Here is a 20,381-nt window from a genome sequence, read left to right on the forward strand (position 1 = left end):
GAGTGGCGCTCAATAGCATCGAAGAACTGGTTGAAGACATTCGCCAAGGCAAGATGGTCATCCTCATGGATGACGAAGATCGCGAAAACGAAGGCGATCTGATCATGGCTTCCGAATGCGTCAAGGCCGAGCACATCAACTTCATGGCCCGTTACGCACGTGGCCTGATCTGCATGCCGATGACCCGCGAGCGCTGCGAAACACTGAAGCTGCCGCTGATGGCGCCGCGCAACGGCTCGGGCTTCGGCACCAAGTTCACTGTTTCCATCGAAGCCGCCGAGGGCGTCACCACCGGTATTTCCGCCGCTGACCGTGCGCGCACCGTGCAGGCCGCAGCCGCCAAGGACGCCAAGGCTGAAGACATCGTCAGCCCCGGCCACATCTTCCCGCTGATGGCGCAGGCTGGCGGCACGTTGTCCCGCGCCGGTCACACCGAAGCGGCCTGCGATCTGGCGCGCATGGCCGGATTCGAGCCGACCGGCGTCATCTGTGAAGTGATGAACGACGACGGCACCATGTCCCGTCGTGCGGAACTCGAAGCTTTCGCTGCCGAACACAACATCAAGATCGGCACCATTGCCGACCTGATCCATTACCGGATGATCCACGAACGTACCGTTCAGCGGATTGCCGAACAGCCGCTGGACAGTGAACTGGGCCAGTTCAACCTGGTGACCTACCGCGATTCGGTCGAAGGCGACGTTCACCTGGCGCTGACGCTGGGCAAGATCTGCGCTGAAGAAGCGACGCTTGTCCGGGTTCATAACATGGACCCCGTGCGCGACCTGCTGATGGTCAAGCAGCCCGGCCGCTGGAGCCTGCGGGCCGCGATGACTGCGGTTGCCGAGGCGGGAAGTGGTGTCGTTCTGCTGCTGGGGCATCCCCTTGACGGCGATGCCGTTCTGGCCCATGTGCGGGAAACCGCCGGTGGCTCGCCGATCAAGACGCCGACCACTTACAGCACGGTCGGTGCCGGTTCGCAGATCCTTCGCGACCTTGGCGTGCGCAAAATGCGCCTGATGAGTTCGCCAATGAAGTTCAACGCGATATCCGGTTTCGATCTGGAAGTTGTAGAATACGTGCCCTCCGAATAAAGACCGGCAGGTCAGCAGCCGTGAAGCCCGCCGGGTTTTCGCGGCTTTTGTCCCTGCGGTCGCCGATTCGTGGCCTAAAATCCCTGCACGCGCGCGTCGAATGCGCGCTTGCTTGCTCTTTAATACGAGAACACGAGACTCAGCCGAATGACCCTGAAGACCATCGAAGGTACCTTCATCGCCCCCCAAGGTCGCTATGCCCTGGTGGTTGGCCGCTTCAACAGCTTCGTCGTGGAAAGCCTGGTGAGCGGTGCCGTTGATGCCCTGGTTCGCCATGGCGTGAGCGAAAGCGACATCACCATCATCCGCGCGCCTGGCGCTTTCGAAATCCCGCTGGTCGTGCAGAAAGTCGCCCAGCGCAGCGAATTCTCCGCAATCATCGCCCTGGGCGCTGTCATCCGCGGCGGCACTCCGCACTTCGAATACGTGGCTGGCGAATGCACCAAAGGCCTGGCCCAGGTTTCCATGGAGTTCGGCGTTCCGGTCGCTTTCGGCGTACTGACTGTCGACTCCATCGAACAAGCCATCGAACGTTCCGGCACCAAGGCCGGTAACAAAGGCGCTGAAGCTGCCCTGTCCGCCATCGAGATGGTCAGCCTGTTGGCGCAGTTGGAGGCCAAGTGATTAACGACGAAAGCGATCAGTTCAACCCGCGCGACCCTCGCCCGGCCGATGCTGGCAAGCCCTCCAAGAGTGAAAAGCGCCGTGCCGCGCGCAAGCTTGCCATGCAGGCACTGTATCAATGGCACATGGCCAAGCAGTCGCTGAACGAGATCGAAGCCCAGTTTCGGGTCGACAACGATTTCAGTGACGTCGATGCCGCTTACTTCCGCGAAATCCTGCACGGGGTTCCTGCGAAGAAGGTCGAGATCGACGTCGCGCTGACCCCTTGCCTGGACATCACCATCGACGAATTGGACCCGGTTGAACTGGCGGTACTGCGCCTGTCCACCTGGGAAATGCTCGAGCGCATCGACGTGCCGTATCGCGTGGTCATCAACGAAGGCATCGAGCTGGCGAAAGTCTATGGCTCGACCGATGGTCACAAGTTCGTCAACGGCGTACTCGACAAGCTGGCTCCGCGTCTGCGCGAAGTCGAAGTGAAGGCTCACAAGCGCTGAGGCGTCTGGATTTCCAGACCTGAGCGTATGACGCCATGGGCGAATTCGAGCTGATCCGCAATTACTTCGCCGCTGCGCCCTGCGCGCAGCCCGGCGAAGGCGTTGCCTTGGGCATCGGTGATGATTGCGCCCTGTTGTCGGTGCCTGCCGGCGAACAACTCGCTGTCTCGACCGACACACTGGTCGCCGGGGTGCACTTCCCCGACGCCTGCGATCCTTTCTTGCTGGGCCAGCGTGCCCTCGGCGTCTCTGCCAGCGACCTGGCAGCCATGGGCGCCAAGCCCCTCGCATTCACCCTTGCCCTGACCCTGCCGGAAGTTTCTGCCGCCTGGCTGGAAGCGTTCGCGCGCGGCCTGAATCTGATGGCGCAGGGCTGCTCGCTGCGTCTGATCGGCGGCGATACCACGCGCGGACCGCTGAGCATTACCGTGACCGTATTCGGCACGGTGCCTGCGGGCATGGCGCTGACGCGTGCCGGTGCGAGACCGGGCGATCTGCTCTGCGTAGGTGGCGCGCTGGGCGACGGGGGCGGTGCGCTGCCGCTGGTGTTGAACCAGCGCAGCAGCGAGGCGTCTACCACTCAGGCCTTGCTTGCGCGGTACTGGTCGCCTCAGCCGCAGCTTGCGCTGGGTCAGGCACTGCGCGGCAACGCCACGTCGGCGCTGGACATTTCTGACGGCTTACTGGCCGATTGCGGTCATATTGCCCTGGCATCGGGCGTTCGCTTGTTGATCGAGCGGGACAGGATTCCAATGTCCGACGCCTTGCTGGGGTTTTTCGGACGGGACGAAGGGCTGAATGCCGCTCTAAGCGGCGGCGATGACTACGTGCTCGCATTCACCTTGCCGCCATCGCGGCTTGATAGTCTGACCTCGGCTGGCTTGCCCGTATCGGTGATCGGTCAGGTGGTTGCAGGCCAGGGCGTGGTATTGCTCGACGACCTGGGGCAGGACGTCACTCCGTTGACTCGGGGTTACCAACATTTTCGGGAGACACGGTGACAGATCATCCTAATCAGGTCCCGGCGGAGAACGTTCCTCCGTCGGTCTGGACCAATCCCTGGCATTTTCTGGCCTTCGGTTTCGGTTCAGGCACCTTGCCCAAAGCGCCCGGAACCTGGGGCTCGATGGTCGCGGTGCCTTTTATTCCTCTGTGGCAGATGCTGCCGGACTGGGGTTACTGGCTGATGCTGGGGATCACCATGCTGTTCGGCTTCTGGCTGTGCGGCAAGGTGGCCGACGATCTGCGCGTGCACGACCACGAAGGCATCGTCTGGGATGAAATGGTCGGCATGTGGATCACGCTCTGGCTCGTGCCGGAAGGCTGGGTCTGGCTGCTGGTCGGGTTTCTGGTGTTCCGCTTTTTCGACATTCTCAAGCCCTGGCCGATTCACTGGATCGACAAGCACGTGCACGGCGGCGTCGGCATCATGCTTGACGACGTTCTGGCCGGGGTTTTTGCCTGGATGGCGATGCAGGGTCTAGTCTGGCTGTGGGGAGTGATATAGGAACCACACTCATGGGCGGTATCGGGAAGGTCTTGCTGCTGGGTCTGTCGCTGTTGGCGACGGGGCTTTGCGTGGCCGCCGAGCCAGGCAGCAGCGACCTTCCGACCGAGAAGCCCGATGACATCGTGCTGGTCAGCGAGCAGTGGAATGCCTACACCGAAGCCGACGGGACCGGCCTGGGTTGGGACCTGATGCGCGAGGTGTTCGAGCCCGCTGGCGTCAAGGTGCAGTCCCGTATCGAGCCCTACACTCGGGCGGTCGGGCTGGTGCAGCGAGGTGAGGCCGATGCCTGGGTCGGCGCCTACGAGAACGAGGTCGAAGGCACGCTATATCCCAAATGGCACTACGACACCGATGAAATCTACGCATTGGGGCTGGCTTCCCACCCTGCGCCGACACTGCAGAACCTGGGCAGCTACCGCCTGGCGTGGGTTCGCGGTTACGAGTTTCAGCATTACTTGCCCAACGTCGTTCATTTCAACGAGGTGGCGCGACGGGACCACATCCTCTCGATGCTCGAACACGGCCGCGCCGATCTGTACATCGATGCCAAACCGGAAGTCGACTTCATCCTCGGCCAGACCAAAGCGCCGCAGAGTTACCGCACGACGTACCTGACCGCGATCCCGCTTTACCTGAGTTTTGCCGACAACGCTCGCGGTCGCGCCCTGCGGGATGTGTTCGATGAGCGCATGGCGCATCTGGTGCGGTCCGGCAGGCTGAAACCGATATTCGCTCGCTGGAAGCAGCCTTATCCGTTCGATGCAAACGATGTTCACAGCGCTGGCAGCGCCGGCCAATGATCAAACTTCCTGATCTGAACAGCCGACAATTCAGCCTAAGCGTCTGCTGGAACGTGCTGTTACAATGCCGCCTTGCGAATTTCCAGCCCTCATACTGATCAGGAGCACACGGTGCCCGTCGTATTTGTCGCGGCTTCCAAGCTGCCTACCCCTTTTGCCACTTTTACAATGAACGGTTTCCTCGAAGAGGAAAACGGTCGCGAGCATGTCGTACTTACCCTCGGTGATGTGTCAGATGGCGCCCCTGTGCTGGGGCGCGTGCATTCCGAATGCCTGACCGGCGATGCCCTGTTCAGTCAGCGCTGCGACTGCGGCTCCCAACTGGAAGCGGCCTTGCGCGCAATCGCGTCGCAAGGTCGTGGTGTGTTGCTCTACCTGCGTCAGGAAGGGCGTGGCATCGGCTTGATGAACAAGATCCGTGCCTATGAATTGCAGGACGGAGGTGCTGATACGGTCGAAGCGAACGAGCGTCTGGGCTTCGCCGCCGACCAGCGCGATTACGCCATTTGCCTGCCGATGCTCGAGCATCTGGGCATCAAGTCGCTGCGACTGATGACCAACAACCCGCGCAAGGTCAAAGCGCTGACTGACATGGGTATCAACGTGGCCGAACGTGTGCCGCTGCACACCGGCCAGAATCCGCACAACAAACTCTATCTGGCGACCAAGGCCGGCAAGCTCGGCCACATGATGGGCAATGAGCACCAAAGCGAGGTCGACCCTGCGTGACACGCGGTAACGTGCGCCGTCGCCTGGCGTTGGCCTGGTGGCGGCAGATGGCCCTGACGCTGGGCCCGTTACTGGTGGTCTGTATGTTCTTCGGCGGCGGTGAGTCTACCGGTCCTTCGGTTTTCGCCATGCCATTGTTCATCGCGGGCATCGCCTCGATGTTCGTCAGCCTCAAGCCATTCGGTGTGTACAAGCGCTCTCTGATCGCCACGCAGAAGGCGCTCGACACCCCTGAAGAGCCTGCGGCCTGGCTGAAACTGGCCGCCGACCGGCGCATGGCCTTCCTCGCTGCAGGCTTGCCTGCGTGGATTGCGGCGCTGGCGGTCTTCGCCGATCTGGAGCCCGTCGCGCTCGCGTTGCTGGCGCTCTCCAGCGTTGTTTTGCTGCTCCTCTATCGCATCCCCCGTCAGCTGGCCTGATGCGCCTCTTCCTAGCCTGCCTGCTGGCGCTGATGGTAAGCCCTGCGCTGGCCGTCGAGCGCGTGATCAGCCTTGCGCCATCGCTCACTGAGATCGTGATCGAGCTCGATTCGGCCGATCTGCTGGTTGGCGTGCTCGACGGTGGCGAACGTCCCGCGCAGGTGCAGGCGTTGCCCTCGGTGGGTCGTTACGGCCAACTGGAAATGGAGCGGCTGCTCAGCCTCCAGCCTGATCTGTTGTTGCTCTGGCCCGGCAGTGTCGGCGTCGCGCAGCGTGAACAATTGCAGCGGCTGAACATTCCGACCTTCATCGCCGAGCCGCACACGCTGGATCAATTGGCGGATCAGATCGAACAGATCGGCGAGCGCCTGGGCCGTGGCGAACGTGGGCGTCAGTTGGCCGGTGAATTTCGCCAGCGGCTGTCCGGGCTTCGCGAGCGTTATCACCGCGACGCCCCGATGCGCGTGTTCTATCAGGTATGGAATCCGCCGCTGTATACGGTCGGTGGCGGGCAGATCATCAGTGATGCGCTGAGCGTGTGCGGCGCGCGAAATGTCTTCGACGACCTGACCCTGCCAGCGCCGCAGGTGAGTCTGGAGGCGGTGTTGCAGCGTGATCCTGATGTGATCGTGGCCAGTGATGCCGCGCTGTTGAAGGCCTGGACCACGTGGCCTCAATTGAAAGCCGTCAGGGCGCAGCGTTTGCTGTCAGTGCCCGACAAAGGCCTGGAGCGCGCCAGCGGGCAGATGATCGAGGCCGTTGCGAAGTTGTGTGAAGCGATAGCGCCAGATCGCTGAACGTGCTGACGTCGATACTTCTGTGGGACTGAGCCAGCGGCCTCTAAAGCCCTTTTCGATCAGCGGCGTAATACCCGCCGCTTTCCCGGCTAAAGCCGGTCCTACGAAAACCTTGCGGCGTCTGCCTGACCGGCTGAAGCCGTCCTACGAAAACCTTGCGGCGTCTGTAGGACCGGCTTCAGCCGGGAAGAGGTCGGTGCATGCTGTGGAGATTGGGCGGCTGGAATCAGTCTTCTTTCGATAGCGGCCCCGAGCAAGCTCATTTTCACAGGTGAATTGCCGTTTTTCTTAAGAGCGGACCGCGCGGGTGGCGGCATGCTGTGGCCAGTCATAACTCAGGCGTCCAGGTGACGCCGAACATCCACGTCCGGCCTTCTTCGCGATAGCCATAATTGCCGCCATCGAAGCTGTACAGCGTGCGGCTGTAGCGTTTGTCGAAGGCGTTATCCAGCTTGAGTTCCAGCTTTACCTCGTCGCTGGCTTTCCAGCTGCTGCGCAAACCGAACAAGGTGTAACCGCCGATAGCCTGGGTGTTGGCTTCGTCGTTGAAGCTGCTGCTCACCGCCTGCCAGCTGGCGCCTACGGCGAGCCGATCGAATTGACGATCCAGGTCCAGATTCAGCGTTCTGCGCGCACGCCGGTTGAGCGTGCGGCCGGTGTCCCGGTCGCGCGGGTCGATGATCGAGGCGCCCAGTTTTCCGGTCCAGCCGAACAGCTGTTGCTCCAGCGCGGCTTCAAACCCATTGATTCGTGCCGAAGCGATGTTCTGCGGTCGGAAGTCACTGTCCAGCGCGATGGCGTCCTGCAGGTCGGTGCGATACAGCGACGCCTCCAGCTTGCTCGTATCACTCAAGCGGCTTCGCCACTGCAGCTCGTAACTTTTCGAATGCTCGGGCTTGAGATTCGGGTTACTGAAGTCCGGGTAATAGAGATCGTTGAAGGTCGGCGCACGGAAGCCTTCGCTGTAGGAAAACAGCAGATCGTTGGTGTCGTTGAGCGCTAACGTCAACGTTCCGCTCCAGGTGTTCTGGCTGCCGAACTGCTGATTCTGATCGTGACGCAGGCCCAGCTCCGTGGAGAATCCGTCGCCCTTGTAGCGATGCTGGACGAACGCAGCACGATTCCATCGGCTGTCTTCGTCGAACGCGGTGCTGCTGTTGACCCGGTCTTCGTAGGCGTCCGCGCCGAGCATGAGGCTGTTGCGCGCATCCAGAGTCAGATCGTTCTGCCAGTTGATCGAGTCGCGGTAGGTGTTGAAGACATAGCGATCGTCGCTGAGCTTGTCGAAGGTCTTCTCGCGGTTTTCGCTGTGCCCGATCTCGAGGCGGGTTTTCCAGCGTTCATTGATGCGCGCATCAATGTAAGTCCCCAGGCTGCTCAGCTCGAAATCGCTGTACTGCTGCTGGCCAACGGTGTTGAAGGTGACCGGGTCGAACAGCCCGAACGGATTGTCGAACTCGGTCTTGCCCCGGTTATCCAGCGCGTTGACGCCCACTTCCACGTCATCGCTCAGCCAGTGGCTGAGGTTCAGGCTGTACGCTGTGTTGCGGTATGCATCGTGATCGGCATCGCTGGCGAACGACGGGCCCGTGCGGTTTATGCCTGCCGTCTCGTCGAGGCTGGTGCTGAGGTTGAAATGCGTCCGCTCGTCCCCGCCTGACAGTCCCAGGCTGTGCTGCCAGCTGTCGCGATTGCCGAAACCACTGTGCACGCGCGCTTGCAGGCCTTGCTCGGCGCCGCGTCGGGTGAAGATCTGGATCACGCCGCCGATGGCGTCGGCCCCGTAGACGACAGAACGCGAGCCACGCAGCACTTCCACCCGCTCGATCTGATCGACGCTCAGGTATTGCAGCGCGCTGTCGGCCGACGTGGCATTGGCGATGCGTTGGCCATCCACCAACACCAGGCTCTGCGCGGCTTTGGTGCCGCGAATGTAGATGCCGGGCAGACTGCCGCGTCCGCCGCTGGGCGCGATTTGCACGCCCGGCACGCGGTTGAGCAGGTCGGTGAGGTCGGTCGGCTGCAGACGCTCGATGTCCTGGCGCGTGAACACCGTGTTCGCGGCGGTGCTGGCGTCGCGCTGTTCGACCTGACGATTGGCGCTGATCAGCACGTCGGGGAGTTTGAGCGCGTTTTCCCGGTCGGGCAGGTCGGCGAAGGCTTGGGGCGCGGGCAGCAGAGACAGGGTGAGGATAAAGCGGGGCAGGGTCATGTTTTTTCTTGTCTAACGCGATCTCTGTAGGAGCGCGCTTGCCCGCGATGCGAAAGTCCATCCGACATATCTGCGTCGTCGGAAAAATCTATCGCGGGCAAGCGCGCTCCTACAGTGAAACGCGGTTTCAGTGATCGTTCCCACGCTCTGCGTGGTAACGCTTCCGGGCGCTCCGCGTCCAGCGCAGAATGACGCGGAGCGCCATGGGATGCATTCCCACGCCGAGCGCGGGAATGATCAGAGGAGCAGTCAGGCGTCCTGGATTTTTTGCATACGTGCGTTGATCGACGCTTCGATTCCGGCGGCATCCAGCCCGCATTCCGCGAGCATTTGCGCAGGTTTGGCGTGCTCGACGTAAACGTCCGGCAGACCCAGATGCAGCACCGACTTGAGAATGTCTTCCCGTGCGAGGAACTCGCTGACCGCCGCGCCTGCACCCCCCATGATCGCGTTCTCTTCGATCGTGACCAGCAGATCGTGGCTGGCGGCCATGACGCGCACCATGGCTTCATCCAGCGGTTTGACGAAGCGCATGTCGACCACGGTCGCGTCGATCTTCTCGGCGACGACCAGCGCTTCGGACAACTGCACGCCGAACACCAGCATGGCCACTTTGCTGCCCTGACGGCGGACGATGCCCTTGCCGATCTCCAGCGGCTCGAGGCTGCTTTCGATCACGGCATTCGGGCCGATGCCGCGTGGGTAACGCACGGCGGCAGGGCCGTTGAAGCGGTGCCCGGTGGTGAGCATCTTGCGCAGTTCGTTCTCGTCGCTTGGCGTCATCACCAGCATGCCGGGGATGCAGCGCAGGTAAGACAGGTCGAAGCTGCCGGCGTGAGTCGGACCGTCTTCGCCTACGAGACCGGCACGGTCGATGGCGAACAGCACATCGAGATTTTGCACCGCGACATCGTGAATCAACTGGTCGTAGCCGCGCTGCAGGAACGTCGAATAGATCGCCACGACCGGTTTGCTGCCTTCGCAAGCCATGCCGGCCGCCAGGGTCACGGCGTGCTGCTCGGCGATCGCGACGTCGAAGTAACGCTCGGGGAAGCGCTCGCTGAACGCCACCAGATCAGAGCCTTCCTTCATGGCCGGTGTGATGCCGACCAGGCGCTCGTCAGCCTCGGCCATGTCGCATAACCATTGACCAAAAACACCGGAATACTTGGGACCGCTGGCTTTTTTCGGCTCGGCTGGCGCGTCGAGTGGGTCGAGTTTGGTGATGGCGTGGTAGCCGATCGGATCGACTTCCGCCGGCGCGAAGCCCTTGCCCTTCTTGGTGACCACGTGCAGGAACTGCGGGCCCTTGAGGTCGCGCATGTTGCGCAGCGTGGCGATCAGCGTTGGCAGATCGTGGCCATCGATCGGGCCGATGTAATTCCAGCCCAGCTCTTCGAAAAGCGTACCCGGCACCAGCATGCCTTTGGCGTACTCCTCGGTGCGGCGGGCAATTTCCCACGCGCCGGGCAGACGCGAGAGCACCTTCTTGCTGCCTTCTCGCATGCTGGCGTACGTGCGGCTGGAGAGAATCTTCGCCAGGTAGTTCGACAGTCCGCCCACGTTGCGCGAGATGGACATGTCGTTGTCGTTGAGGATCACCAGCATGTCCGCGTTGACTTCCGGCGCGTGGTTCAATGCCTCGAACGCCATGCCCGCGGTGAGGGCGCCATCGCCGATGACCGCGATCGACTTGCGCTCGCTGCCTTGCAGGCGAGCGGCAATGGCCATGCCCAGCGCGGCACTGATTGACGTGCTGGAGTGGCCCACACCGAAGGTGTCGTACTCGCTCTCGCTGCGGCGCGGAAACGCCGCCACGCCGCCTTTCTGGCGCAGTGTCGACATCTGCTCGCGACGACCCGTGAGGATCTTGTGCGGGTACGCCTGATGACCGACGTCCCAGACCAGCCGGTCGTCGGGGGTATCGAAGACGTAATGCAGGGCAACGGTCAGTTCGATGACACCAAGGCCGGCGCCAAAATGGCCGCCCGTCTGGCCAACGGTATAGAGCAGCTCCAGGCGCAGTTCATCAGCCAGGGCTTCGAGCTCTGCTTCACCTAACCGGCGCAGGCCGTCCGGCGTCGCTGCCTTGTCGAGCAGTGGCGTGGACGGGCGCTCGCGGGGAATCTCTTTGAACGTCGTGGGCATCAGGCGAATCGTTATAAGTAAAAGAGGCGGCAGTTTACCTGATGCATCGCAAGCTGCCCACGCGGGACAGCAATGCGATGCTCAGCTCGGTCTGTTTGAGCGGCGGACGCTCTTGTAGGAGCGCGCGCGGGCGGGATAAATCCATCGGATGAGAAAAATCTGCGCGATGCCCGGTCAGGCAGGGGAAAACCCGCCTGATCACAACGTGACCGGGACGGGCAATCAGTTGCGGCGTTCGACGATGTAACGGGCCAGCGCCCGCAGCGGCTCAGCTGCCGCGTCGAAAGGTCGCAGCGCAACCAGCGCCTGATCGCGCAATTCCAGCGCGTACTGTTTGGCTTGATCCAGACCCAGCAGCGCAGGGTAGGTCGGCTTGTCGCGGGCGATGTCTGCACCCTGACGTTTGCCGAGGGTCGCGGTATCGCTTTCGACATCGAGGATATCGTCCTGCACCTGGAAAGCCAGGCCGATGGCGCGAGCGTAGATTTGCAGCGAGTCGAGCTGCGTCTTGCTGGCACGGCCGCTGGCCAGAGCGCCGAGCCTGACGCTGGCTTCGATCAACGCGCCGGTCTTGTGGCGGTGCATGAACTCGAGCGCGGTCTGGTCGAGCTTCATGCCGACCGATCCCAGATCGATCGCCTGCCCGCCGACCATGCCCGCGGGCCCGGCCGCGTGGGCGAGGGTGGCGACCATCTTGAGGCGGGTGTCGGCGTCCTGCGGCGTCAGCCGGCTGTCGCTGAGCACGCTGAACGCCAGGGTCTGCAAGCCATCGCCGGCGAGGATCGCGCAGGCTTCGTCGAACGCCTTGTGGGTGGTCGGCATGCCGCGACGCAGATCATCGTCGTCCATGGCCGGCAAATCGTCGTGGACCAGCGAATATGCGTGGATCAGCTCGACGGCGCAGGCGGCGCCATTCGCCTGTTCGGCGTTGCCGCCCAGCGCTTCGCACGCGGCATAGACCAGCAGCGGGCGCACGCGCTTGCCGCCATTGGTCACGCTGTAGCGCATGGCAGCATAAAGACGGGTGAGTTCAGGGGCGGGTGCATCGAACAGGCCTTCCAGCGCCGCATTGACGCGAGCCTGGCTGAGGGCCTGATATTCGGCAATCATTCGGGCTGTTCCGCGTCGAAGGGTTCCTCGGCCAGTTCGCCATCGCGCTCCAGTAGAACCTGGACCTTCTGTTCGGCCTGAGCCAGGGCGCTTTGGCATTCACGCGTGAGGCGAATACCTTGTTCAAAAGCGGTCAACGAATCTTCCAGCGACAGCTCGCCGTTCTCCAGACGCTCGACCAGCGTTTGCAGATCCGTGAGGGACTGTTCGAAATCCAGTGCAGCTTTCTTGCGGGCCATGGCGGCTATCCCGGTAGACGTTAAACCGGCGCGACACTAGCAGAGCGGCGGCGATGGGGCAAATGAGAGGTGCCGGGCGGGGAACGGTTCGGGCGTGAATTTTCGCCGAGCGCCGCAATGGTCAGCGCGCTTGCCCGCGACTCGTCGTGCCTCCAACGCATCTGCGTCGTTGCACGTCTCCATCGCGGGCAGGCACGCTCCTGCAGCAGGCCCTGTTTCAGATCCCGGCGTAACGCCGGATCACAGGAAGGTGAATACCGACTCGGCCGGCAGACGCGATTTCGGCAGTTTGGCGTTGAAATCGCCTTCGCTGCGGTAGCCCAGGCTGACGATTACCAGACTGGTGAAGCCTTTGTCGCGCAGGCCCAGTTCTTCGTCCAGCTTCTTGAAATCGAAGCCTTCCATCGGAGTGGCGTCCACACCCAGCGAAGCCGCGCCCAACAGCAAGGTGCCCAGCGCCAGATAGGTCTGTTTCTCCATCCAGTGCTGCACGTCCTTCTGATCGAATTTGTGCATGTTCACGTAGCCACGGCGGGATTTGTCCTGACCGGCCTTGGCTTCGTCGTTGGCAAAGCGCCCGTCGCTCTCTTCTTTTGCCAGCACCGCTTGCAGGTGAGCTTCGGGCATCTCGGTGCGCGTGCACAGCACGATCACGTGGGAGGCGTTGAGAATCTTGCTCTCGTTGTACACGAAACCGCCTTCGGCACCTTTGGCCACGCGCGCTTTGCCTTGATCGTCAGACGCGACGATGAAATGCCACGGCTGCGAGTTCACCGAAGAAGGGCTGTGGCGCAATTGGTCCAGCAGCGTCTCGATGGTCTCCTGCGGGATCTTGCGGGTGGCGTCGTACGCCTTGGTGGTGTAGCGGGATTTAGCCAGAGCAGTGAGTTGCATGGTGTTCTCCGAATCTAAAAGGTCAGGCAGATTGACGAAAAAGCCAGGTATCGGCCGCCGCGAGCGGCGACAGGCCTTCGCGACAGATCAGGTAATCAAGCTCGCTGACCACGGCGTTGCCGAGGGACAGGCGAGTCAGTTCATCGAGCAGTTCGGGCGCCATGCGCTGAGCCACTTCTTCACGCACGATCAACGTGGCGTCGTCCTGGCCGCCGAGCAGTCCTTTGGGTTCTGCCAGTTCGCGGATGGCGTAGCGGTGATGCAGAAACTGCGGATGCCACAGCGGCACCACGAACCACTCGCGGCGTTCTACAGACTTTTCGAAGCGAGTGAAACAGTCGGCTTCACTGCCGTTTTCAAAGTGGTAGCCCAACTCGGCCAGGCCGTATTGCTCCACCATCGCCCTGGAAAACCGGCTGATACCGGCGCCCGGATTGATGCCCTGAATCAGATGGCTCATCCGCGATGCCACCTCTGGTCGAGCCAGGTCCATCACGCTGGCGACCTGGTCGACCGGCACATACTCGGGCACGCCCCAGATGCAATAAGGCTGATACAGCACGCCCAGTTTGCGGGTGTTCGCGGCGTGGGGCGCGAGGTAGCCGCCATGGCTGGCCGGTAGCCAGGCCGACACCAGCATGTCGACCTCGCGCGCGCCGTAACGCAGAAACATTGTTTCGTGGGGCGAGGTGCTGGTGATCACCTCGTAGCCGTGCCGCTCCAGAATCCGCTGCACGACAGCGGCGCTGGCGGCGTGGAAGCTCAGATCGATATTGCCCAGACGAATGACCGGTTTCATGGCCCTGGCCCTCTGTCAGCGAGTGGGAGCCGGCGCGGCGTCAATCTTCACGCGCAGCAGGCTGTAAGGTTTTTCGCGAAGATCCTTGCCGTCATGAAAACCCGCCTGACGCTGCAACTGGTTGGCGGTGAAATACAGGGAGCCATCCGGGCCGACCGACAGCGTGTCCGGCCACAGCACGCGAGGGTCATGAACGATGGTCTGCCAGCTGCCATCGGCCAGGCGCTTGCGAATGCCGTTGTGCTCGTAATCGCCGGCGTACACGGCGCCGTTGGCGTCGGCTTCGAGACCGTCCGAGGCGCCTTTCTCGCCGAGATCCTTCACGGCCGCTGCCAGCTGCGCTTCGCTGACGTTCGGGTCGCGCAACAAAGCGGTCGGGACCGAGTACAGGTGGCGACTGGAAAGCGGGCAGAAATACAGGGTCTTGCCGTCAGCGGACAGCGCGATGCCGTCGGACGCCACGCCCAGTGTCTTGGCCTTGCCGTCCGGCCCTTTAGTGATCAACGCGGCCTGGCCCTCTACCACCGGAACGAAGTCGGGGTCGACCGACGTGGATTGCGCCCCGCTCAGACGGCGTGTCGCCTTGCCGCTGGCAATGTCCATCACGATGATTGCGCCAGGGCCTGAAACCGAGGAGTCGGTGACGTAAACGGTGCCCTCTTTGCCTGTGCGGAAATCGAAGCGCATGTCGTTGACGTAGGTACTTGGCAGGATCACGTTGGCCGGGAACACCAGCGTTTTGACGATCTTGTTGCTGGCCAGATCAACCGCGACCAGTTTGGCGCCGCCCGCTTTGGGCGCGGCGAAGTTCGGCGCAGCGGTATCGAGCAGCCAGACTCGGCCCTGGCCGTCCGCGACCACGCTTTGCACGCTGATCAGCCCTTTGGCCGGTGCTTTCGGATCTTCGCGATTGAATGCAGCATCGGGATAGGCCACGACTTTGCCGTCGCGAATTTCGCCCACGGTGAAGGGCACGTCATCGCCCCAGCGTGGGTAGTTGACGAAGATTCGCCCGGTTTCAGTGACGGTCACGCCGGTCGGCATGGCGTCGTGAAAGGTGAAGACCTGTTCAAGCTGACCGATGGTTTTTTCCGCTGGCGCGTTGCCCGGCATGGCCGAAACGCTGGCTGCAAACGTGGTCTGGCTGGCGAGTGCGACTGACAAGGCCAGTGCCGACCACGCTAAATGCTTTTTCATGGACATGACAGTGCTCCATGGCCTGCCGGAGCAGGCCATTTTGATGATGAAATAAGGGGTTAGAAACCTTCCAGAACGATCTTGCCCTTGGCTTTGCCGCTCTCGATCACGGCATGAGCGCGGCGCAGGTTCGCGGCGTTGATCGCACCGAAGTGCTCGCCCAGCGTGGTCTTCAGCACGCCTTTGTCGATCAGTGCCGATACGCGGTCCAGCAGCTCATGCTGCGCGATCATGTCCGGGGTTTCGTACAGCGAACGCGTGAACATCAGCTCCCAATGCAGCGACAGTGCCTTGCGTTTCATCGGGACGACATCGAGGGTTTTCGGGTCGTCGATCAGCGCCAGCTGGCCTTGCGGGCGCAGCGCTTCGATCAGTTGAGGAAAATAACTGTCAGTGTGCGTCAGGCTCGCAACATGGCTGACCTGGCCAACGCCGATTGCCTTGAGTTGCTCGACCAGCGGCTGGCTGTGATCGATGACGTGGTGGGCGCCGAGGCCTTTGACCCATTCGCGGGTTTCGGGACGCGACGCGGTGCCGATGACGGTCAGCTTCGTCAACTGACGAGCAAGCTGAACCAGAATAGAGCCGACGCCGCCGCCCGCACCGATGATCAACAGACTGTCGCCTTCACCACCGCCTTCGGTAACGCCCAGTCGATCGAACAGCAGCTCCCACGCAGTGATGGATGTCAGCGGCAATGCGGCCGCGTGGGCGTTGTCGATGGACTTGGGTTTGTGGCCGACGATGCGCTCGTCCACCAGATGGAATTCGCTGTAGTTGCCGGGACGCGCGATGGAACCGGCGTAGAACACCTCGTCGCCGGCCTTGAACAGCGAAACCTCGCTGCCGGTTTCGCGAACCACACCAACCGCGTCCCAACCGACCACTTTGGGCTCGGTTGCGGCGGAACCTGCGCGCACTTTGGTGTCCACCGGATTCACCGAAATCGCTTTGACCTCGACCAGCAGGTCACGCGGCCCTGGAGTGGGCTTGGGCAGATCCATGTCCATCAGCGCGTTCGGGTCTTCGATGGGCAAGCCGTGTTGGGTAAAGGCGATTGCTTTCATGGCGCTCTCCGTAGAGGGATTCGATTTGAAGTTGGACCTATCATGTTCTTGTTCCTCCTTCGGAAAAACCGGCAGAATCCGCCAACACTTTCACGGCTGGAGTGAAAATGATCCGCATCGATGACCTGGCGCTGTTCGTTCGTACGGCGGCTTTAGGCAGCTTTTCCAATGCCGCCCGCGAGGTCGACTTGTTACCCGGGCAAGTTGCTGCCGCGATCAAGCGCCTGGAGCGTGAGCTGGATATCCGACTGTTCGCTCGCTCCACGCGCAGCCTACGTCTGACTGCCGAAGGCGAGCAGTACCTGCCGACCGCGCAGAGCGTGCTCGACACCTTGCGTGATGGCCGGGAAAAACTGCGACGCGAAAGCGCGCAATTGCAGGGCACGCTGCAGGTGGCTGCGCCCTCCGATCTGGGGCGAAACCTGCTGCTGCCCTGGCTGACCGATTTTCGCCGGCAACATCCTGCGCTGAATCTGCGTTTGTATGTTTCCGATCAGGTCGCCGACATGTTTCGCGACCCGGTCGATGTCGCCATTCGTTATGGGGTGATCGAAGACGCTCAATACATCGCCTTGCCGCTGGCACCCTGGAATCGGCGCGTGCTGGTGGCCGCGCCCGATTATCTGGCGCGCAAGGGCAGGCCGCTGGTGTCTGACGATCTGGCGCGTCATGACTGCCTTCTGTTCACGCTCAGCGGTCGCGTGTATGACAAGTGGCGAGTCGGCGGGCGGGTGATTTCAGTGTCGGGCCCGCTGTTGACCGACGATGCCGACCTGGTGCGGCGCTGGGCCGTGGCGGGCGAGGGCGTGGCGTACAAGTCGTGGCTGGATGTGTGCGATGACGTGCGGTCGGGCGCGCTGGAGTTGCTGTTGCCGGATTACCCCGGCGAGCCGACCCCGCTGCATCTGGTCTGCCCGCACCGCAAACAGTTTTCACCTGCGGTCCAGCAACTGCATTCGCTGTTGAAGAACCGCTTTGCGGAGATGGAGAAAGGCTTGCCGAAGTTGGTGTGATCCGCGCGTCGGTGGCGGGCGGATCAACTGCCGTCAATGCGAATGCCGTGGCTCGCCGCTTCGCGCGATCACGCGCAGGTGCAATGTTGCCGGTTCCAGACAGCCGCCGGTGGACAGCTGCCCGACCAGTTGACGATACAGCTCCTGCCAGGGCGTCTGCGAAGCTGGCATCTTGGGCTCGAAAGCGGCACGCCGCTCGGCCATCTCCTCATCGCTCACCAATACGTTGACGCTACGGTTGTTCAGGTCCACGCGCAGGCGGTCATTGGTTTTCAGCAGCGCCAGACCGCCACCTACCGCGGCTTCCGGCGACATGTTCAGGATCGAGGGGCTGGCCGAGGTACCGCTCTGCCGACCGTCGCCCAGGCAGGGCAACGAGTCGATGCCGCTTTTGATCAGTTCTGCCGGCGGCGCCATGTTCACCACTTCGGCGCTGCCCGGATAACCCACTGTACCGGCGCCACGGATCACCAGAATGCAACGCTCGTCGATGTCCAGCGACGGATCGTTGATGCGCGCGTGATAGTCCTCCGGTCCTTCGAACACGATGGCCCGCGCCTCGAAACTGTTCTCCGCGCCCGGCTCGGACAGATAGGTCTTGCGGAAGGCTTCGCCGACCACCGACATCTTCATGATGGCGCTGTCGAAAAAATTGCCGCTGAGCACGATGAAGCCTGCGCGGTGCTTGAGCGGGTCCTCGTAGGGGCGGATGACATCGGCGTCGTGTGCGACGGCATTGCGCACGATCTCGCCGATGGTCTTGCCCGACACCGAGCCGCACGCTTCATGGAGCTTCCCGGCCTTCTGCAATTCATGCATCACTGCGGGTACGCCGCCCGCCCGGTGAAAACCTTCGCCCAGGTACTTGCCCGCGGGCATGCAGTTGACGAGCAGCGGTACGTCTTCGCCGATGTGCTGCCAGTCGTCCAGGCTCAGCTCGACACCCATGTGACGTGCGATGGCGATCAGATGCGGCGGGCAGTTACTCGACGCGCCAAGGGCAGAGGCCACTGCGATAGCGTTCTCGAAAGCTTCGCGGGTCATGATCTGCGAGGGGCGTACGTCTTCGCGCACCAGCTCGCAAATGCGCTTGCCCGTCATATAGGCCATCTGCCCGCGCTCGCGGTAGGCGGCAGGAATACTGGCGCAACCGGGCAGCGACATGCCCAGCGCTTCGGCCAGTGCGTTCATCGAGAGCGCCGTGCCCATGGTGTTGCAATGGCCCACCGACGGTGACGCGGCAGTGGTCATTTCCATGAACCCTTCGTAGTTGATCTCGCCGGCGGAGAGCAGGTTGCGCGCATGCCACAGTACGGTGCCCGAACCGATCAACTCGCCTTTGTGGCGACCATCGAGCATCGGTCCGCCAGACAGCACGATCGCCGGAAGATCGGTGGTGGCGGCGGCCATCAGGCAGGCCGGTGTGGTCTTGTCGCAGCCGGTGGTCAGCACGACGCCGTCCAGCGGATAGCCGTGGAGAATCTCCACCAGGCCCAGGTACGCGAGGTTTCGGTCAAGGGCCGCGGTCGGGCGGCGCGTCTGCTCAGCCATCGGGTGAACGGGGAACTCCATGGGAATGCCGCCCGCATCGCGAATCCCTGCCTTGACCCGCTGGGCCAGTTCCAGGTGATGGCGATTGCACGGCGCCAGATCGCTGCCCGTCTGGGCGATACCGATGATCGGCCGCCCCGATTGCAGTTCTTCGCGGGTCAGGCCGTAGTTCATGTAGCGCTCGACGTAGAGCGCGGTCATATCCGCGTGGCTGGGATCGTCGAACCATTGCTGGCTGCGCAGGGGGCGTACAGGCTTGTCGGACATGATTCGGGGTCTCTCTTGGAATTAGGTTTTCGATGCGCCAGCGAGGCGTCATGTTGCATATCGCCGGATCGGTCAGACAGCGAGCCGTCCACAGAAGTCGGTCACAGGCCAACCGACTTTTGCAGCCATCGTCAGACGTCTTTGCCCTGTTGCGTCAGCAGATTGCGCGCGGCGAGATTGCGGAACAGCGCGCCGATGCCGAACGTCCACGGTGTCGCCTGACTGCTGTGCGTCACCTGATTATGCAGGCCACCCAACAGGCGGCTGCTGATGCTGACCTGATCCCCGAGCTTGTGAGTGAAGCCGCCGCCGACGGTGTCGCGGTCTTCGGTCGGGGCGAACAGCGTGCCGAGGAACAGCAGGAAGCCGTCCGGGTATTGATGGTTGGCGTTGAGGGTCTGCCCTGCGATGTCTTGCGGATCGCGACTGATCTGCGACATGGAACTGGAGCCTTTCATCACGTAGCCGTCTTCGCCACTGACCTGCAGATCGACCACGCAATTGCGCACGTCATCCATGGAAAAGGTCTCGTCGAACAGGCGGATGAAAGGGCCGATGGCGCAGGAGGCGTTGTTGTCCTTGGCCTTGCTGAGCAGCAGTGCGCTGCGGCCTTCGAAGTCGCGCAGGTTGACGTCGTTGCCCAGGGTTGCGCCATGAATCTGCCCGCGGCTGTTGACCGCCAGCACCACTTCGGGCTCTGGATTGTTCCATTCCGATTTTGGATGAATGCCGATCTGGCTGCCGCTGGCGACGGCTGCGAGCACGGGCGCCTTGGTGAAAATCTCGGCGTCCGGGCCGATGCCGACTTCAAGGTATTGTGACCACATGCCCTGTTCGATCAACAAGGCCTTGAGCTTGCTGGCCTGCTCCGAGCCTGGCTTGATGCTGCGCAGATTGTCGCCGATTGCGTTGTGCACAATGGACCGAACGCTTTCTGCCTTGGCCGGATCGCCTGCGGCCTGTTCCTCGATCACGCGCTCGATCATGCTGGCTGCGAAGGTCACACCTGCCGCCTTGATCACTTGCAGATCCGCCGGGGCGAGGAGGAAAGGCTTGTCGAGATCAGGCGTGGCGGTCGAGTTGGCCAGCAGCTCTTCGACGCTGGCGATCCGTCGACCCTGAGTCGCGCGCACCGCTTCAAGGGGCGATTCACGTTCCAGAAGCTCGCTCAACGTGGCGAATGCGGATGACAGATCGAACACGCCGTCGCTGCGCAGCACGATCGGCGAGGGCCCGCCGACATTGCCCGGGACCCAGGCGCGACCAATCAGCGTGCCGCTCAGACCATCGGCGGGCAGGGTGTTTTCCGGGGTAAGTTGAATGGGCATGAAAGCAGTCCTCGACATTCTTATGGTTTTCCTACCGACCCTAATGAGCGGCGCCGATAAACTCCAATGACATCTGCTCAATAATC

The 20,381-nt window shown here is 62.3% G+C and carries 20 protein-coding genes; 10 read left to right on the forward strand and 10 right to left on the reverse strand.

Annotation, left to right across the window (positions count from 1 at the left end; translation table 11 throughout):
* Positions 1 to 2 precede the first annotated feature (2 nt).
* From ribBA to AAGQ88_RS02785, 9 genes are all read left to right on the forward strand, one after another.
* Entirely contained in the window at positions 3 to 1,094 is a 1,092-nt protein-coding gene (ribBA, locus tag AAGQ88_RS02745; protein ID WP_342654374.1) for a bifunctional 3,4-dihydroxy-2-butanone-4-phosphate synthase/GTP cyclohydrolase II, read from the forward strand.
* A gap of 147 nt (positions 1,095 to 1,241) precedes the next feature.
* Positions 1,242 to 1,718: a 6,7-dimethyl-8-ribityllumazine synthase gene (ribE, locus tag AAGQ88_RS02750; protein ID WP_074756916.1), complete on the forward strand. Its 477-nt coding sequence runs from the start codon at positions 1,242 to 1,244 to the stop codon at positions 1,716 to 1,718.
* Positions 1,715 to 2,215 carry a transcription antitermination factor NusB gene (gene nusB, locus AAGQ88_RS02755; protein WP_093468949.1) on the forward strand — a complete coding sequence of 167 codons (501 nt, stop codon included), beginning with the start codon at positions 1,715 to 1,717 and terminating at the stop codon, positions 2,213 to 2,215. Before ribE ends, nusB begins: the two co-directional genes overlap by 4 nt.
* Positions 2,216 to 2,250: 35 nt before the next feature.
* Entirely contained in the window at positions 2,251 to 3,216 is a 966-nt protein-coding gene (gene thiL / locus AAGQ88_RS02760) for a thiamine-phosphate kinase (RefSeq protein WP_342654375.1), read from the forward strand.
* Positions 3,213 to 3,722 carry a phosphatidylglycerophosphatase A gene (locus AAGQ88_RS02765; protein WP_093468955.1) on the forward strand — a complete coding sequence of 170 codons (510 nt, stop codon included), beginning with the start codon at positions 3,213 to 3,215 and terminating at the stop codon, positions 3,720 to 3,722. The genes thiL and AAGQ88_RS02765 overlap by 4 nt, the downstream gene beginning before the upstream one ends.
* 11 nt (positions 3,723 to 3,733) lie before the next feature.
* Positions 3,734 to 4,525 carry a transporter substrate-binding domain-containing protein gene (locus AAGQ88_RS02770; RefSeq protein WP_342654376.1) on the forward strand — a complete coding sequence of 264 codons (792 nt, stop codon included), beginning with the start codon at positions 3,734 to 3,736 and terminating at the stop codon, positions 4,523 to 4,525.
* Between the two features lie 111 nt (positions 4,526 to 4,636).
* Entirely contained in the window at positions 4,637 to 5,254 is a 618-nt protein-coding gene (gene ribA / locus AAGQ88_RS02775) for a GTP cyclohydrolase II (RefSeq protein ID WP_285424326.1), read from the forward strand.
* Positions 5,251 to 5,673 (forward strand): MFS transporter, encoded by a 423-nt coding sequence (locus tag AAGQ88_RS02780; protein WP_342654377.1) that lies wholly within the window; start codon positions 5,251 to 5,253, stop codon positions 5,671 to 5,673. Before ribA ends, AAGQ88_RS02780 begins: the two co-directional genes overlap by 4 nt.
* A complete protein-coding gene (locus tag AAGQ88_RS02785) occupies positions 5,673 to 6,470 on the forward strand; it encodes a cobalamin-binding protein (protein ID WP_342654378.1) in 798 nt (265 codons plus the stop codon). Before AAGQ88_RS02780 ends, AAGQ88_RS02785 begins: the two co-directional genes overlap by 1 nt.
* A 328-nt stretch (positions 6,471 to 6,798) precedes the next feature.
* On the opposite strand, the gene AAGQ88_RS02790 is transcribed toward AAGQ88_RS02785, so the two are convergent.
* The 8 genes from AAGQ88_RS02790 to AAGQ88_RS02825 form a co-directional block, all read right to left on the reverse strand.
* Entirely contained in the window at positions 6,799 to 8,682 is a 1,884-nt protein-coding gene (locus AAGQ88_RS02790; protein WP_342654379.1) for a TonB-dependent receptor, read from the reverse strand.
* Positions 8,683 to 8,931: 249 nt separating this feature from the next.
* Positions 8,932 to 10,830 carry a 1-deoxy-D-xylulose-5-phosphate synthase gene (dxs, locus tag AAGQ88_RS02795; protein WP_342654380.1) on the reverse strand — a complete coding sequence of 633 codons (1,899 nt, stop codon included), beginning with the start codon at positions 10,828 to 10,830 and terminating at the stop codon, positions 8,932 to 8,934.
* A 222-nt stretch (positions 10,831 to 11,052) separates the two neighbouring features.
* The gene (ispA, locus tag AAGQ88_RS02800; protein ID WP_342654381.1) at positions 11,053 to 11,940 is read right to left on the reverse strand and encodes a (2E,6E)-farnesyl diphosphate synthase; all 888 of its coding nucleotides are present in this window, start codon (positions 11,938 to 11,940) and stop codon (positions 11,053 to 11,055) included.
* Positions 11,937 to 12,179 (reverse strand): exodeoxyribonuclease VII small subunit, encoded by a 243-nt coding sequence (locus tag AAGQ88_RS02805; protein ID WP_062384761.1) that lies wholly within the window; start codon positions 12,177 to 12,179, stop codon positions 11,937 to 11,939. The genes ispA and AAGQ88_RS02805 overlap by 4 nt, the downstream gene beginning before the upstream one ends.
* Before the next feature lie 240 nt (positions 12,180 to 12,419).
* Positions 12,420 to 13,073, reverse strand: a complete 654-nt coding sequence (gene nfsB, locus AAGQ88_RS02810) for an oxygen-insensitive NAD(P)H nitroreductase (RefSeq protein WP_342654382.1) — start codon at positions 13,071 to 13,073, stop codon at positions 12,420 to 12,422.
* A gap of 22 nt (positions 13,074 to 13,095) precedes the next feature.
* Complete coding sequence (locus AAGQ88_RS02815) at positions 13,096 to 13,872, reverse strand: glycine betaine ABC transporter substrate-binding protein (protein WP_285424319.1); 777 nt, start codon at positions 13,870 to 13,872, stop codon at positions 13,096 to 13,098.
* 15 nt (positions 13,873 to 13,887) lie between these two features.
* Entirely contained in the window at positions 13,888 to 15,075 is a 1,188-nt protein-coding gene (locus AAGQ88_RS02820; protein WP_342654383.1) for an L-dopachrome tautomerase-related protein, read from the reverse strand.
* Between the two features lie 53 nt (positions 15,076 to 15,128).
* On the reverse strand, positions 15,129 to 16,136 hold the full coding sequence (locus AAGQ88_RS02825) for a zinc-binding alcohol dehydrogenase family protein (protein ID WP_285424317.1): 1,008 nt from the start codon (positions 16,134 to 16,136) through the stop codon (positions 15,129 to 15,131).
* A gap of 107 nt (positions 16,137 to 16,243) precedes the next feature.
* Here AAGQ88_RS02825 and AAGQ88_RS02830 point away from each other — a divergent pair, with 107 nt between their 5' ends.
* A complete protein-coding gene (locus tag AAGQ88_RS02830; protein ID WP_342654384.1) occupies positions 16,244 to 17,149 on the forward strand; it encodes a LysR substrate-binding domain-containing protein in 906 nt (301 codons plus the stop codon).
* Positions 17,150 to 17,182: 33 nt separating this feature from the next.
* On the opposite strand, the gene AAGQ88_RS02835 is transcribed toward AAGQ88_RS02830, so the two are convergent.
* Both AAGQ88_RS02835 and AAGQ88_RS02840 read right to left on the reverse strand, forming a co-directional pair.
* Positions 17,183 to 18,967: an IlvD/Edd family dehydratase gene (locus AAGQ88_RS02835; protein ID WP_342654385.1), complete on the reverse strand. Its 1,785-nt coding sequence runs from the start codon at positions 18,965 to 18,967 to the stop codon at positions 17,183 to 17,185.
* 131 nt (positions 18,968 to 19,098) lie between these two features.
* Positions 19,099 to 20,295 carry a fumarylacetoacetate hydrolase family protein gene (locus AAGQ88_RS02840; protein ID WP_342654386.1) on the reverse strand — a complete coding sequence of 399 codons (1,197 nt, stop codon included), beginning with the start codon at positions 20,293 to 20,295 and terminating at the stop codon, positions 19,099 to 19,101.
* Positions 20,296 to 20,381 lie beyond the last annotated feature (86 nt).

Origin of the sequence: Pseudomonas sp. F3-2, from assembly GCF_038804275.1 — a bacterium.
Lineage (GTDB): Bacteria > Pseudomonadota > Gammaproteobacteria > Pseudomonadales > Pseudomonadaceae > Aquipseudomonas.

Excerpts from the sequence above, each read along its gene's own strand:
- AAGQ88_RS02805 (WP_062384761.1), bottom strand. The coding sequence starts at position 12,179 with ATGGCCCGCAAGAAAGCTGCACTGGATTTCGAACAGTCCCTCACGGAT.
- AAGQ88_RS02840 (WP_342654386.1), bottom strand. The coding sequence starts at position 20,295 with ATGCCCATTCAACTTACCCCGGAAAACACCCTGCCCGCCGATGGTCTG.
- thiL (WP_342654375.1), top strand. The coding sequence starts at position 2,251 with ATGGGCGAATTCGAGCTGATCCGCAATTACTTCGCCGCTGCGCCCTGC.
- nfsB (WP_342654382.1), bottom strand. The coding sequence starts at position 13,073 with ATGCAACTCACTGCTCTGGCTAAATCCCGCTACACCACCAAGGCGTAC.
- AAGQ88_RS02770 (WP_342654376.1), top strand. The coding sequence starts at position 3,734 with ATGGGCGGTATCGGGAAGGTCTTGCTGCTGGGTCTGTCGCTGTTGGCG.
- ribE (WP_074756916.1), top strand. The coding sequence starts at position 1,242 with ATGACCCTGAAGACCATCGAAGGTACCTTCATCGCCCCCCAAGGTCGC.
- AAGQ88_RS02815 (WP_285424319.1), bottom strand. The coding sequence starts at position 13,872 with ATGAAACCGGTCATTCGTCTGGGCAATATCGATCTGAGCTTCCACGCC.
- AAGQ88_RS02825 (WP_285424317.1), bottom strand. The coding sequence starts at position 16,136 with ATGAAAGCAATCGCCTTTACCCAACACGGCTTGCCCATCGAAGACCCG.
- AAGQ88_RS02790 (WP_342654379.1), bottom strand. The coding sequence starts at position 8,682 with ATGACCCTGCCCCGCTTTATCCTCACCCTGTCTCTGCTGCCCGCGCCC.
- AAGQ88_RS02820 (WP_342654383.1), bottom strand. The coding sequence starts at position 15,075 with ATGTCCATGAAAAAGCATTTAGCGTGGTCGGCACTGGCCTTGTCAGTC.
- AAGQ88_RS02785 (WP_342654378.1), top strand. The coding sequence starts at position 5,673 with ATGCGCCTCTTCCTAGCCTGCCTGCTGGCGCTGATGGTAAGCCCTGCG.
- ispA (WP_342654381.1), bottom strand. The coding sequence starts at position 11,940 with ATGATTGCCGAATATCAGGCCCTCAGCCAGGCTCGCGTCAATGCGGCG.
- AAGQ88_RS02835 (WP_342654385.1), bottom strand. The coding sequence starts at position 18,967 with ATGTCCGACAAGCCTGTACGCCCCCTGCGCAGCCAGCAATGGTTCGAC.
- dxs (WP_342654380.1), bottom strand. The coding sequence starts at position 10,830 with ATGCCCACGACGTTCAAAGAGATTCCCCGCGAGCGCCCGTCCACGCCA.
- AAGQ88_RS02830 (WP_342654384.1), top strand. The coding sequence starts at position 16,244 with ATGATCCGCATCGATGACCTGGCGCTGTTCGTTCGTACGGCGGCTTTA.